Annotated in this window: 8 protein-coding genes and 1 riboswitch; all 8 genes read left to right on the top strand. The window is 49.0% G+C overall.

The annotated features are described in order from the left end of the window. The first annotated feature begins 239 nt into the window (after positions 1-239). The 8 genes from M3223_RS20260 to M3223_RS20225 all read left to right on the top strand — a co-directional run bounded on the left by M3223_RS20260 (position 240) and on the right by M3223_RS20225 (position 15,405). Positions 240-3,962 (top strand): NPCBM/NEW2 domain-containing protein, encoded by a 3,723-nt coding sequence (locus tag M3223_RS20260; protein ID WP_251565015.1) that lies wholly within the window; start codon positions 240-242, stop codon positions 3,960-3,962. Between the two features lie 490 nt (positions 3,963-4,452). Beyond that, complete coding sequence (locus M3223_RS20255) at positions 4,453-5,679, top strand: glycosyltransferase family 39 protein (RefSeq protein ID WP_251565013.1); 1,227 nt, start codon at positions 4,453-4,455, stop codon at positions 5,677-5,679. Between the two features lie 51 nt (positions 5,680-5,730). Then, a complete protein-coding gene (locus M3223_RS20250) occupies positions 5,731-6,285 on the top strand; it encodes a hypothetical protein (protein ID WP_251565012.1) in 555 nt (184 codons plus the stop codon). A gap of 131 nt (positions 6,286-6,416) precedes the next feature. Continuing rightward, positions 6,417-6,626, top strand: a riboswitch (cobalamin riboswitch). A 180-nt stretch (positions 6,627-6,806) separates the two neighbouring features. Continuing rightward, positions 6,807-11,156 carry an S-layer homology domain-containing protein gene (locus M3223_RS20245; RefSeq protein ID WP_251565010.1) on the top strand — a complete coding sequence of 1,450 codons (4,350 nt, stop codon included), beginning with the start codon at positions 6,807-6,809 and terminating at the stop codon, positions 11,154-11,156. 79 nt (positions 11,157-11,235) lie between these two features. Then, a complete protein-coding gene (locus M3223_RS20240; RefSeq protein ID WP_251565008.1) occupies positions 11,236-12,141 on the top strand; it encodes a DUF4430 domain-containing protein in 906 nt (301 codons plus the stop codon). Then, positions 12,138-13,031, top strand: a complete 894-nt coding sequence (locus tag M3223_RS20235; RefSeq protein WP_251565006.1) for an energy-coupling factor transporter transmembrane component T — start codon at positions 12,138-12,140, stop codon at positions 13,029-13,031. Before M3223_RS20240 ends, M3223_RS20235 begins: the two co-directional genes overlap by 4 nt. Next, positions 13,004-14,695: an ABC transporter ATP-binding protein gene (locus M3223_RS20230; protein ID WP_251565004.1), complete on the top strand. Its 1,692-nt coding sequence runs from the start codon at positions 13,004-13,006 to the stop codon at positions 14,693-14,695. The genes M3223_RS20235 and M3223_RS20230 overlap by 28 nt, the downstream gene beginning before the upstream one ends. Further along, positions 14,671-15,405: an ECF transporter S component gene (locus M3223_RS20225; protein WP_251565002.1), complete on the top strand. Its 735-nt coding sequence runs from the start codon at positions 14,671-14,673 to the stop codon at positions 15,403-15,405. Before M3223_RS20230 ends, M3223_RS20225 begins: the two co-directional genes overlap by 25 nt. Positions 15,406-15,414: the final 9 nt, after the last annotated feature.

Raw genomic sequence — 15,414 nt, 5'->3', positions numbered from 1 at the left:
AACTGTTGTTTGAGTGAGACTCGTCTATTCACTGGACGAGTTTTTTCTTGCCAAAATAAGCGAGAAAGCAAGTCTAAACAGGTTCGATATTTACAGGTCAGAGGTTCACTATTTCCATTCCGAACAGATCGTTGATTGCCTAAAATAAAGATGCAACCAACGATTCTAGGATTGTACTATTCTCACACGTAATCTATGTACTGGCAGGGCGTCATCGAACAAATGAGGAGGGAATTGTTGTGTACAATAGAAAAAGCGGTAAAAGAATTGTAACCTTGTTGTTGGCGGTCACCCTGGTGACAGTGAACCTGTTAGGCTTTACCCAGCCCGTGAATGCCTCGTATACCAGTGGGGAACCCCAGACCCCGCCGATGGGGTGGAACTCGTTTGATACCTTCTTCGATAATGAAGAATTGAACGAGGCCAATGTAAAGGAGATAGCGGACTATATGGCCGCCAATTTGAAGGACAGCGGGTATATCAATGTTAATCTGGATGGCGGCTGGTGGACCAATGAAGGCCGAGGCGCCATACATATTGACGAATACGGGCGGCCGATTCCAGGCGTTACAAGGTTTCCTTCAGCTGCAGGCGGCGCCGGATTGAAGCCTCTGGCGGACTATGTCCACAGCCTCGGCCTTAAGCTGGGTATTTATGCGATGCGTGGGATTCCCCGAGCGGCCTATGCAGCGGATGTTGCGATCAAAGGGACGAGCTCTACGGCGAAGGATATTACGAATACGTCCGATGTCTGCTATTGGAACGATGACAACTATGGACTGAATTGGGCGGATTACCCCGATGAGTCGCAGGCGTATTACGATTCACTTTTTGAGCTGTGGGAGTCCTGGGGAGTCGATTACGTGAAGATCGATGACCTCACCAGCCCCTTTCACCTGAATGACATCAAAGCCTACAGCCAAGCGAGGGAAAATGTGGGCAGCGACATCATCATCAGCGGATCGCCGGGAGATAGTGTTTCAGAAGATCAGGTGCAAACGATCCTCCAAAACATGGACCTGTTCCGCTCCACCGGTGATGTATGGGACAACTGGAACGATACCAACAAGCAGTTTGATCCTGCCAAAAAATTCGCGAGCTATGCTGGCGAAGGCGCATGGATAGATTTGGACATGCTTCCCTTTGGTAAGATACGAAGCAGCACTTGGGGAGAGATCAGGCAGAGCCTGTTAACCAAAGATGAAATATACACGTCAATGACGCTGCATGCCATAGCCCGCTCTCCGCTTATCATGGGCGGCGACCCGAGGGCACTGTCGAACGACGATTTCACCCTTGACGTCCTAACCAATCCTGAGGTTCTGGCTGTCAACCAGACAGGCGATAATCAGCGCGCCTTTTACGACCAGAACAATATTACCAAGTGGGTCTCGGATGCAGGGAACGGAGAGAAATATATCGCGCTGTTCAATCGGACGGCACAAGAAACCAAAATATCCTTTGATTTTTCAGATGTTCAACTGCCTCAACTAAATAACGTTCGAAATCTATGGACACGTTCTAATATCGGCACTTTTTCTGATCGTTACTCTGTTGTAGTTCCATCGCATGGTGCAGCTTTGCTTAAAGTTACTCCAACAACTATTGATGAAGCCATCGGATCTTTGGATATCTCTCTCTCAACAAATCCAGTTGTTATATCTGAAGACCCGGTTCAGCTTACATCCGTATTGAAAAATGACGGTCTCGTCCCTATTCGCGATGTAACAGCTAATATTCAGCTCCCTGCAGGCTGGATAGCGGAAGCGGCGTCGAGTAATACATTTGAGGTTATAGAGGTAGGCGAAACAGTTACGATTGAATGGATTATTACGCCGACAGCCGCTTCCTCTTTTATCAACGCTCAACTAAGTGCAACTGCACAGTTTATTGAGGCAGGGAATACGCGAGAGCTTAGTGGAAGCACATCGGTAATGGTATATCCTAAGTTATCAGATAGCAATATTCCGTTTGCTCCCACACATTATCTTAGCGATTTGGAGTGGAGTTATTCAAGCCATGCCTGGGGGCCAATAGAAAAAGATATGACAGTTGGCGGATCAGGTTCCAATGATGGAACAACGATTAAGTTGGATGGGATTAATTATGTTAAAGGGTTGGGCACTAATTCTCCATGCAAAATAATTTATATATTAGATGGGCGCTACGCGAAATTCACATCAGTTGTTGGAATAGATGATAGCGTAAATAATGGTTCGGTAGTGTTTGAAGTACATGGGGATGGCAAGAAATTGTGGGACAGCGGACATATGACTGCTAATACTCCTGCAAAGACGATTGATGTCGATATCACAGGAGTTAATTTTCTTTTACTAGTTGTAACTGACGGGGGAGATGGCTCAGCATATGATAATGCTGATTGGGCCAATGCAATGATTCATGCACAACTAAGCAGTGACACAAGTCTTGCCTCAGCAATCGGAACGGTAAGCGCGGGCGGAACGGCGAATGAGACGATAACGAACATTCCAAACGGAACAACGCTAGCGGAGCTGAAGGCAGCGATTACCCTGGCCGAGGGAGCAACGTTTAAGGTGTACGATGCCGACGGAACAACCGAGGCGACGACCTTGACGACGGGCAGCAAGGTAATCGTAACCGCACAGGACGGAACGACAAAAGTGACTTATACCGTGACGGTAAATGCGGCGTTAAGCCAAGACGCCACTCTGAGTTCAACGATCGGAACGGTGAGCGCGGGCGGAACGGCGAATGAGACGATAACGAACATTCCAAACGGAACAACGCTAGCGGAGCTGAAGGCAGCGATTACCTTGGCCGAGGGAGCAACGTTTAAGGTGTACGATGCCGACGGAACAACCGAGGCGACGACTTTGAGGACGGGCAGCAAGGTAATCGTAACCGCACAGGATGGCATCAGCAAAGTGACTTATACCGTGACGGTGGAAGTCAGAACGCCAAGTGGATTCGACGGTCCAGTGATACCAAGTGACATAATTTTAAAGTCGATGAATGGCAAGCTTACGCTTCCGGCTGGTAAGGCAGGCCAGGTTAGTTTGGACGATGAGATCATGGCCACGATCCCAGCCCTTGCTACAGGCAGAGACGCTACAATTACGATTGAGAAGGTGACGGACACACAGAAGCTGCTTGCGAATGATGAAGTTCCAGTCAGTAAGGTGTTCGAGCTTCTGAAAAACTTCACGGGAAATTTTTTGAGCCCGATTATGATAACTTTTAGGTTTGACTCCGCGAAGTTGAAGAGCGATCAAACGCCGGCTGTTTTTTACTATGACGAAGTAAAGAAAAGCTGGATAAAGGTAAATGGCGGTAAGGTGAGTGGGAATAATATTAGCGTGACGGTCGATTATTTTACGAAGTTTGCTGTATTCGCAGTAGATCAATCCGATGATGAACCGACTAAAAATCCGGAGTCGGAGACGCGCTTCAGCGACATTGCCGGACACTGGGGAGAGGCAAACATCAAGCAAGCGGTAAACATTGGCCTTATTAAAGGATACGCCGACGGAACATTTAAGCCGAATCACACCGTGACACGCGCGGAATTCGCAGCGATGCTGATTAATGCATTCAAACCGCAGGGAACAGGAACGGAACTATTCTTTAATGATGCGGCGAACATCGGACCATGGGCAAAAAGCTTGGTCGCGCAAGCTGTTCAAGCGGGCTATATGAAAGGGTACGCCGACGGGACTTTCCGTCCGAACTCAGCGATTACCCGCGCCGAAATGGCGGTAGCGATCGCTAATGCTGCAGAATTATCCATGGAAACGAACGCCTCGATCGGCTTCAAGGATGACAAGGACATCCCAACGTGGGCGAAAGATGCCGTCGCAGCCATGAAAAAGATTGGAATCGTTGAAGGTAACGGTGCAAACATATTCAATCCAGACGCCAAAACAACACGGATAGAGGCTGTGACTGTGCTTCTCAAGATAATCGCAGAAAAGGTCAGATAAATTTTGTTAATAGAGTAGATGTTGAATCCTTGAATTTAATGAAAAATTAGCATAAAGACTGGAAATTGCTTGGGTTTATACCCAAACTTTCTCCAGTCTTTTTTCATTTCCTGACATACTAGCAGAGCCTTGATGTTGAACGAATTTAAACAAATTATTAAAAAACATTTTATTTTCAAAGATATACCAGTATAATCAACAAAGCGGTCTGGATGTAATTTGATTGGAATATTAAAATCATTTTTGAAACAAAGGAGTAAATATGCTGTTTTCGAACCGGATTCTCTCCGCAGTCGGCGGAGTTTTTTTTCTGACCTTAATGATTTCTTCCTTTGTCAATTTAACCTTTACTTTCGAAACGGTTTGGAAGGCGATAGCTGCACTTGGTGCCGCCTGCTGCGTTGTCCTGCTGTTGGTTCATTGGACATGCCGTAGGATTAGTCCCAAAATATTTCTAATCGTATTTATCTCGCTCGGCTTCGCCGTACGAATGACCTGGATCATTTGGAACCCGACAAAGCCGGAATCGGACTTTCTCTTGATGTACAACGCGGCTTTAATGGCTGTTTCAGGTGACTTTTCCTTCGGAAATTCCGCCTACTTTACGAGTTTTCCTTACCAGTTTGGCTTTACAATGTACGAGGCATTGATCATTAAATTATTTGGAAACTCGATATTTGTGCTCAAATTTCTGAATATCCTGTTCAGCGTTGGAAGTGCAGTCATTCTCTATTACTCCGCCTCAAAAGCGTTTAATGAAACTTGCGGAAGAATCGCCATGCTGATTTATCTATTTTATATACCTAATATTATCATGTGTTCCGTGTTGACAAATCAGCATATTTCCATATTTTTCTTTTTATTGGGCTGCTTTCTGCTGTTAAAAAGGCCTCATTCCATCCTAATCGGTTTATTCGCAGGATTCGCGTTCAGCGTCGGTAATCTGATGCGTCCAATCGGGATCGTCTATCTAGCCGCAATCGTATTGTTTTTTGTACCCATTCTTTGGGGACAGTGGAGGACATCCCCTAAGAAACAAGGGATAGCCGCGGCCTCCAGACTGGCGGGGGTCATTGCTGTTTTTTATTTGGTGCAGCATTTGGTCAGCTTTTCGCTTATTTCATCAGGCGTAACGAGCAACTCTTTGTTTGGCGGCGATAAATACTGGAAATTTATGGTCGGATTGAATGCGGAAACGATTGGCGGCTGGAATTTGGATGATGCACGATATGCGAACCAATATTCATTTGGCGATGAGCGGCATCAGGCTGAGCTGGCTAGAATTAAGGAGCGTTTGGAGCACAAACCTGAGGTAGTGTTATTAATGGGGAAAAAGCTAGTAGCCATGTGGGGAGCCCCGGACTCGTCCGCCTTCTGGAGCCTACAGGGGCTTGACAAAGGGAAGCTGGAAAGACTGTTGAAAAAGTGGGAAAGCCCAATATACGTTCTCATTTCCATGTTTGGTTTAGTTGCCATGATCGCATTGTGGAGATCCCGAAATTATGGAGATCATTTGTTTTACGTATCATTACTTTTGATGTACGCAGGGGCGCATTTGATTATTGAGATTCAAACACGATACCGTCTGGATTTGATTCCCGTCATGATTCTTCTGCAAAGTTACGGCGTGTATAAATGTTATGAATGGGTGCGGGAAGTGAGGATCCCGCTTGCTTCCAAACTGAAAAAGACAACAGAGGAACAAGTTCATGCATAATCAGCAACTTATTCTATAATAAATCCGTCCCTTACAAAAAAGGGGGATTTTATGAAAAAACTAGTACTATTGCTGACTATGTTCCTGGTATTTTTTTCGACGTTCCCATCTTCTCAGGTTTATGCCCTGTCCTGCGAAGAGATCCCATCCAAGGAAAGAGCATACCAGAAATATGACGGCATTATTGTTGGTGTGGTGGAAAAAATCGACAGTAATTTTATTTTCAAAAATGAAAGCAGCAGAAAAGTGAAACTGACGGTTAAACAAAGCTATAAGGGCGTTCGGGAGCGTACAATTACGATTGACGAGGATCCCAGTTGGGGAAGGCTGATTGAGTCTGGCTCAATCGGAAAAGAATATTTGGTTTTTTTGAAACGGGAAAATGAAAAATGGATAAATCCGTTATGTTCCCCGACGAGGCCTGTCGCTGAAGCGAAGGAAGAGCTGGCTTATTGGAAAGAAAAGAAATTGATGCTGCCAGATAAAAGTGTCGATAAAAAAGCTATTCCTTCCATAACTGGTACCATTATTGGTATAACTGCTTTTATTGTAACGAGTGTTTTAATCGCTCTTAGCATTAGAAAGAAGAGGAAGCCAGCTAAATGATAACCAAAGACCGGAACCTTTTGAAGCTCAAGGGTTCTGGTTTTTAATTTGCATTGCAGGTCGTACTCTTAACCATTGGCAAATGTCATAGACAACCTATTGGATAGCCGTTATGATGTACTGGACAATTTAATAATTAAATCCGTTAAGGTGCAGGTTTGTTATTTTGCTACTCGGCATGCAAATCTGCTTAAAAGGGAAGTCCGGTTAAAATCCGGCGCGGTCCCGCCACTGTAATTGACGAGCGACTCTAGAACGCCACTGGTTGAAAGTTGAAACTGGGAAGGGTAGAGAAGCGTTGACTCATGAGCCAGGAGACCTGCCTTAACGTGAAATCTTCTTAATTCTTCGGGGGGTGAGAATTGAAAGGGAGAGCATGCGCATGCAGTTGTGCATGGTTCTAATTTTGGTAGTGTGTAATTTCGAATACTTTCAGCGCGCGCCGCTGTTTGTTCAAACCGCCCTTTTTCAGGGCGGTTTTTTTGTTTTATTTCGGACACGAAGACAGAAAGAGGGTACTTATGAAAGTTTCAACAAAGAAGGTAACGGTAAAAGCAATTCTATCTCTGTTTCTCTCGCTTGCTATGCTTTTCTCCTCGTTGGGGCAAGTTTTTGCCAGTAGTGAATCGATAAGAGCGTCCGTTTCAACGTCAGATTTACAGCAAGGAATTAATGATCCGTTGCTTGCGGAGGTTAAGGCGGCGATTGAAGGGGCTGCGGCATGGACGCTTGGTCTTGGAGGAGTCGGCGATTGGCAGGCCGTTGCTCTTTCTACAGCGGAAAAACCGGTTCCTCAGAGTTATTTGTCCGGTCTTCAAGGACAGCTCATTTCAAAAAATGGAACCTATAATGCCGCAACCGATTACGCGCGAATATCGCTTGCTCTCACAGCCGCAGGCCAGGATGCTTCCAAGTTTGCCGGATTTAATTTAATTGAACGTTTGTATAACCATACGGGGATACAAAATGCTACGACAAATAATTTTATATACGCCTTAATTGCGCTCGATAGCGGTAGCTACCTGGTGCCGGAAAACGCAGAGTGGAACCGCCAAAAGCTGGTTCAAAAGCTAATTGAAAGACAGAACAAACCTGTAGCAGACGGAGGGTTAGCGTTAGGAACCGGGACCAGCGATCCAGACATAACGGCGATGGCGCTCATTTCACTTGCGCCGTATTCAGCACAGCCTGAGGTTGAAGCTGCAATTGGGAAAATAGCGAGTTGGCTTTCCGCCAATCAAACCCAGGCAGGCGGTTATACCGCTTGGGGCTCAACCTCAAGCGAAAGTGTGTCACAGGCCATTATCGGTTTAACCTCTGCCGGAATCGATCCGACTGATGTACGGTTTACGAAAAATGGCGTGAACCTTTTGCAAAATTTACTCAAGTATCGGCATGCCAATGGATCGTTTTTGAGCAAGCTGACCGGCGGCCCGAACTCAATGGCAACGGAGCAAGCGATTCAGGCTCTCGTGGCTTACGCTGCTTTTAAAGAAGGAAAACAACAGCGTCTGTACGATTTTGGAGAACGCCAAACGCAAGCCGTTACTGTTCAGATAGAGGGACCGGAAGGTCAGGTCGCTTCAGGAGAATCAATTGGGTTTTATGCGCTCGATACAGTAGAGGGAATGCTCAACACAGCTGGAATTCCGTTCACTGTATCCAATTCGTCGTCCGGTAAATTTGTTTCATCTTTGAATGGAATTAACGCTGGTACATACGGCGGCTCGGATGGCTGGAAATATATCATCTATCGCGATGGCGCTTGGGTATTCCCGACTGCAGCTATTGGCGTAAACCAACTGAGAGCAAACGATAAAATCGTTGTTTATTATGCTGGCGCGGACACGCTGCCTATAGATTCGATTCAAGTAACTCCTGCCGAGCCTAAAGCTGGAGAGCCGTTCAAAGTGACGGTTCGTGCTCTTTCGTCACCGAATGGCGGAAGCGCGCCAGCCTCTGTGCCTGCGGCAGGCGTCCAGGTGAAAATCGGCACCGTTACGATGGACACCTATGCAAACGGTGAAGCTTTGTTTAACAGCGGTATAGTTGCAGCTGGCGATTATACAATGGAAGTAACCGGCTATCAGGCGGATAAAGCGCCTAGCCTAATTCCGGCTCAGCAGCAGCTTCGGGTAGCGGAAAAACTGTCGGTTGATCCTCCGGGAGGTGGGGAAGGCCCAGAGCAGCCGCCGGTTGATCCTCCAGGAGGTGGGGAAGGCCCGGAGCAGCCGCCGGTTGATCCTCCAGGAGGTGGGGAAGGCCCAGAGCAGCCGCCGGTTGACCCTCCAGGAGGAGGAGAAGGCCCGGAGCAACCGCCGGTTAACCCTCCTGGAAATGGCGGCGAACCGGTAACCGAGTATGCAACGTTATCCGTTACGGGTGACATTTTAAAGGGCACAATTCTTCCATCCACCAAAACCGAGCTTCAGGCAGGTGATACGGCATTCTCCCTGTTAAACCGCGCGCTGCCGGGGAAAGTTCAATGGAGTGGTTCTGGCGGCAGTCTGTATGTTCAAGGAATTGATGGGTTGAGCGAATTTGACCGGGGTGAGGAAAGCGGTTGGATGTATTCCGTTAATGGCGTATATCCCGATTACAGCGCCGGGGAATACGCACTGAAACCAGGAGACATTGTTGCCTGGCGCTACACTCTGAACCTTGGAGCCGACTTGGGACAATATCCGAACGGACCGGGTCCGGGCGGCACGCCACCGGGACAACCTGAATCTGGCACTGGACCGTCTGTTACTGACAAAATGATTGATGTGCCAATCCAGCAAGACTATGTTTTGCACCTGTCCAAGCCAGCACAGGGAACGGAACGGTTTACGCTCAACATCCCGGTTGACGCACGAAAAGTAAGCGTTCATGTCGGCGATGTCAGGGACGGACTGCCGCAGCTGACCGCTAACAAAGGGAATCTTGTTTTCAGCGTTGAGCCAGGGACAAAGGTTACGACTGGAAATGACAGCATCGAGCTTTTCACGGCTTTGGATACGAAGAGTGCAGAGCTGAATCAGCTCATTCAAAGAAATATTTCAAAAAATGAAGCTCTGGATAAAATCCAGCACGCTTTTGTAATGGGCGCTGAAATGAGCTCCTTCCTGTTCGATCGTCCCGTGACACTTACGATCAAGGGAGGGAAGGGCCAGCTTGCCGGCTTCATCGAAGGCGGGCAGTTCACGCCAATCCAGATGTACGAATCTGAGGCCAGCGCTCTTCAGGCGAACAACGGAGCCGGAAAAATCACCTACGCTTTTATTTCTGGCAATGACCTTGTTATTCGCACCAATCATTTTACCTCTTTTGTAACCTATAACGTTCGTGCGGCCAGCAATGAAGACTCCAGCCCGGAGCTTGATCTTGGACAATCCTATTCGGATGCAAGCCATATTTCGTCATGGGCGCTGGACGCGATGAAAAAAGCGGTTGGCCAAAACATCGTGCAAGGCAGCGGCGGCAAGCTTAGTCCTAAAACAAGCGTTACAAGAGCTGAATTCGCCAAGCTGATGGCAGTTGGACTTGGTTTAAACACCGATTCGGGGGCTGACGGAAGCGGAATATTCACAGACGTGCCGCGCGACGCATGGTTTGCGCCTTACGTTTATGCCGCGCACCGGGCTGGCATCATTACCGGGTACCAGTCGAATTTTAACCCGAACGATACGATAACCCGGGAGCAGATAGCAGCGATGATCGTTCGCGCGCTTGACGCACAATCGGCTGTGAATCCGCCTGTGATTAAAGATTTGAATCGGGTTGCATCTTGGGCAAAGGCTGCGGTTCAAACCAGCGTAGCGCTTGGTCTAATGACGGGATACGGCGGAGCGTTTGATCCGTCCGGCAGCGTAACGCGCGAGATGGCGGCGGTCGTCGCCATCCGGGCCATCAATTATAAAGCCTCTGCTCCAGAGAAGCCGGCTGAGCCCGAAATAAATAAAACGATCAAAGAACAGCTTTCCTTAAGCGCAAGTTATTTGCAAGAAACGGTTCCAAACCCTTCGGTCTCGACGCTTGGCGGGGAGTGGACAGTATTCGGGCTGGCGCGCTCCGGCGCTGAAGTTCCGCAGGCTTATTTTGACCGTTACTATGCCAACATGGAAAAGGAGTTAAAAGAAAGCTCCGGTGTACTTCACAGCGTGAAGTATACGGAATACAGCCGGGCAATTGTTGCGCTGACGGCAATCGGCCGTGACGTGAAAAACGTTGCGGGCTATAACCTGCTGGAAAAGCTCGCCGATTTTGACGCCTTAACCAAACAGGGCATTAACGGACCGATCTTTGCGCTTATCGCGCTCGACAGCAAGCAGTACGACATTTCGTCTGTTCCTAATGTAAAAAACCAGACGACTAGAGCGCAGCTGGTGGACTTTATTTTGAACCGGAAGCTTGCGGGAGGCGGCTGGGCGCTCGGCGTTAATCCGTCCGAGGCTGACCCGGATGTAACGGCAATGGCGATTCAAAGTCTGGCGCCATATTACCGCATGAATCCGAATGTTCAAGCCGCCGTTGAAAGCGCGGTTTCCTGGCTATCATCCGTTCAGCAGGCGGACGGCGGTTTCGCCAGCCGCAATGCGGCGAATTCGGAGAGTGTCTCGCAGGTCATCGTTGCTTTGGCAAGTATAGGCATTAACCCGCATACGGACTCCCGGTTCGTTAAAAACGGGGATTCTGCGGTTAGCGCGCTTCTCAGCTTTGCGGCGTCTGGCGGAGGCTTTTATCATATCAAGCCAGGCGGCAAGGATAACGGCGGCGCAAAACCCGGCAATGTCGATGGAATGGCTACAGATCAGGCGATGTACGCGATGGTCGCTTTTGATCGTTTAATTAGCGGCAAAACGAGATTGTACGATATGACCGGCAATTAACGGCAGACGTTTCAGTCGATCCGGCTGATAAAGGCGGAGCGGAGCTTCCGCTCTGCTTTTCGTTTATGGAGGTGATCAAATGAAGATGTCGGTAAAAAAATGGATTGCTCTGTTTGGAATCGCAGTTTTGCTGGCGGCGGCTTTTTTCTTTGATGGCAGCGGCGGTCCGAGGAGCGGTCAACCGGCCGGAGGGAAGTCCGAACTAGCTGCCAGTAAGGAGATTACGCCAGGACCTACTGCAACGGTTTCTCCAGAATCTACTTCTGAACAGAAGAGTGCGCCTTCCGTTACTCCAGGCAGAACGGCTTCTGATCCGTCTCCTGCGGCAACGAACAGCTCTGGTCAGAAAGAGCAGAAGCAATCGCCTCCCCCAGGCAAAGGAAATCCGCAGCCGTCCGGGGAGAAAAAGAACGCTCAGCACCCAGGCAAAGCCTCATCAGATTCAACCACGCCAACCGTCACTCCTCCCCCAAAAAAAGCTAACACGGGCGCTGGCAGCGGCAGCAAATCGACTCCTAAGCCGGATAATCCAAAACCTTCGGGAAAAGGCTCAGCGGAAACGCAGTTAACAGCGGCGCTGTCCGTCACCGCTGTGGCTATTTTGGACAATCTGGACCATTTTAACGAGGATAAGCTGGAGCTTGTTCCTAAGGACGGGATCATCTACTCCGCACAAAAGGTTACCTTTAAAAAAGGTGAGAGCGTATTTGACGTACTGCTTCGTGAGATGAAACGCAGCAAGATTCATCTGGAATTTGAGATGTCTCCCATATATAACAGCAACTATATTGAAGGCATTCATAACATCTACGAGTTCGATTGCGGGGAATTGAGCGGCTGGATGTATAAAGTAAACGGAGAATTTCCGAATTACGGATCAAGCCGCTACGAGCTTAAAAACGGGGATCGGATCGAGTGGGTTTATACCTGTGATCTGGGGCGGGATGTTGGAGCTGAACAGGCGTCATCGGAGGGGGAGCGTTGAGACGCGACAGCTTTGCGGGATTTCATCCGTTCGTAAATCTGGCCTATTTTGCTCTCGTCATCGGATGTTCAATGGCGTTCATGCATCCGCTGTCGCTGGCAATTTCGCTTATTGGCGCTTTATCCTACTCCGTCGTGCTGAACGGCCGGAAAGCTATTTTATTCAATCTAATCTACATGCTGCCGCTGCTGCTTGTGTTGGCCGCGTTTAATCCGCTGTTTAACCACGCGGGGGCGACCATTCTGTTCTATCTTCCGAACGGGAATCACGTAACCAAAGAATCGATTGTTTATGGAGTGGCAGCAGCTTGCATGTATGTGACCGTCATCATCTGGTTTTCCTGCTTTAACAAAGTGATGACCTCGGATAAATTAATCTATTTGTTCGGCAAAGTGATGCCGGCGCTGTCGCTCATCCTCTCGATGACGCTTCGTTTTGTGCCGCGATACCGGCATCAGCTGTCGGTTATTTCCCAGGCGCAGCGCTGCATCGGAAGAGATGTGACACAAGGCAATTTCATTCAGAAAGCGCGCGGCGGATTGCGAATGGTATCGATTTTGACCACCTGGGCGTTTGAAAATGCGATTGAGACGGCGGACTCCATGAAAGCAAGGGGATATGGTCTGCCGAAGCGGACAAGCTTTTCGATCTATCGTTTTGACCGGAGAGATATTATTGTCCTGGCGATTTTAACGGCACTGGCGGCGGTTGTTCTGGCTGGAGCTGCATGGGGGAGCAACTCAATCCGCTTTTTTCCGTCCATTGCCGTAAAAGGATACTCGCCGTTCGGAGCCGCAGTGTACGGGGCGTATTTCATCGTATGTTTGCTGCCCGTAATGCTTCAACTAATGGAGGAAGTGAAATGGAGATTTATCGAATCCAAGGCTTAAGCTTCGCTTTTCCGGGGCAGGAGAAAAAGGCGTTGTCATCGATCAATTTGACGATATCGAGCGGAGAATTTGTAACGGTAATCGGCAAGTCAGGCAGCGGCAAAAGCACTCTGCTCCGGCAGCTCAAGCCGGTTCTTGCGCCTCACGGGACCCGCAGCGGCTTCATTGAATACAACGGAAAACCGCTTGGCGAGGTCGGTCACAGAACTCAGGCTGCCGAAATCGGATTTGTGCTGCAGCATCCCGACAACAGCATCGTAACCGACAAAGTATGGCATGAGCTGGCGTTTGGCTTGGAGAGCCTGGGCCTCAATGTGGGGACGATTCGGCTGCGCGTGGCGGAGATGGCCAGTTTTTTCGGCATACAGACATGGTTTCACCGATCCGTTACGGAGCTGTCCGGCGGACAGAAACAGCTGCTCGCGCTGGCTTCGGTTATGGCGATGCACCCGTCTGTGCTCATTTTGGACGAACCGACGTCGCAGCTGGATCCCATTGCCGCAGCGGATTTCCTGGCAACAGTGGGTAAAATTAACCGCGAGCTAGGCACAACCGTCATCATGACGGAGCATCGTCTGGAGGAGGTTTTGCCTTTAAGCGACCGGCTGGTCGTAATGGACGACGGGTGTATTATTGCAGACGACACGCCGCAAATTTCCGGGAGAAAGCTGCATGAGCTCGGACATCCCATGTATGCCTCAATGCCTGCGCCTATGAGAATTTACACATCGGTAGAAACAGGCGCGATCTTCTCCCAGCAGCTTCCGCTGACCGTAAAGGAAGGACGGCAGTGGCTGCTGAATCATTTTAGTAATGGTGCAGTTGAGCCGGCTATGGAAATCGAGGAGGACCTGGTTGCAGCTGATCGCCCTATAGCAATCGAATTTAGAGACGTCTGGTTTAAATATGAGAAAACTGGCCCTGATATCATTAAGGACTTGTCGATTCGAGTGCCCAAAGGTGAGTTCCATTGTATCGTAGGGGGCAACGGCACGGGAAAATCAACTGCGCTGTCGCTTTTGGCTGGAATCGTCCGTCCATATCGGGGGAAAGTGCTGCTGGAGGGCCGTCAGCCGTCATCAATGAAGACGTCCGATTTGTTCCGGAAATTTCTAGGCGTTCTTCCGCAAAATCCGCAAGCCTTGTTTGTCAAAAAGACGGTAGAGCTTGATTTGTATGACATCCTGTCCGATTCAGGATTGTCTCATGAGCAGCAGAAACTAAAGGTACAAGACGTAACCGTGTTTGCGGAGCTGGAGCCGCTGCTGGCCAAACATCCGTATGATCTGAGCGGAGGGGAGCAGCAGCGGGCTGCGCTGGCCAAAGTACTGCTGTTGGAGCCTTCCATCCTCATTCTGGACGAACCGACCAAAGGGCTGGACGGCTTTTTTAAAGAAAAGCTGGGACTCTTTTTGCAGAAGCTGAACGCTCAAGGCGTGACCATCCTGATGGTTTCCCATGACGTTGAGTTTTGCGCTAAATACGGGGAGGTTTGCTCCATGTTTTTTGACGGAGCCGTTGTTTCCTCTGGCAGCGCAGAGAGCTTTTTTTCCGGAAACAGCTTTTACACCACTTCGGCGAATCGGATGGCGCGTCATTTATGGCGGGATGCAGTAACGGTAGAAGGAGTGGTCCAGCGATGCTTAAACAGCCGGAAAATGTGAGCCGACGTCGCCTTGGTAAACGTACCTTAACGGCTGCGTTACTGATTCTGATCGTTATCCCGGCTACGATTCTGATGGGCGTATTCTTCTTGGACGACCGAAAATATTATTTTATCAGCCTGCTTTTACTGCTCTATACGTTTATTCCGTTTGCAATTGTATTCGAGGGGCGCAAGCCACAGGCGCGGGAGCTGGTCGTCATTGCGGTGCTCACTGCAATAGCTGTGGCAGGACGGTCCGCCTTTTTTATGCTGCCGCAGTTCAAACCGGTTCTGGCTATTGTGATCGTTGCCGGAGTCAGCTTTGGAGCTGAGGCGGGGTTTCTCGTCGGTGCTGCTACAGCGTTGGTATCCAATTTCTTTTTTGGGCAAGGGCCGTGGACGCCGTGGCAGATGTTCGGATTTGGCATAATTGGGTTTTTGGCAGGAGCTTTATTTCGCAAAGGGTGGCTGAAAAGGAGCAAGTGGTCCTTATGCCTTTTTGGCGGAGCTGCTGCGATCGTTATTTACGGAAGCATTATGAACGTAAGCTCAGTATTGATGGTTACACCTCAGTTAAACCTGCAGGCGTTGACTGCTGCTTTTGCCTCCGGATTTTGGTTTGATTTCGTTCATGCTGTGGCGACGGTATTTTTCCTATTCATACTTGCGAGGCCCATGCTGGAAAAGCTGGACCGGATAAAAGAAAAGTATGGGCTGCTGGAGCCTTAATAATGAGAG

The organism is Paenibacillus pasadenensis, assembly GCF_023715725.1.
In the GTDB taxonomy this organism is placed as follows: domain Bacteria; phylum Bacillota; class Bacilli; order Paenibacillales; family Paenibacillaceae; genus Paenibacillus_O; species Paenibacillus_O pasadenensis_A.
This window is presented reverse-complemented; position numbering and strand designations above follow the sequence as displayed.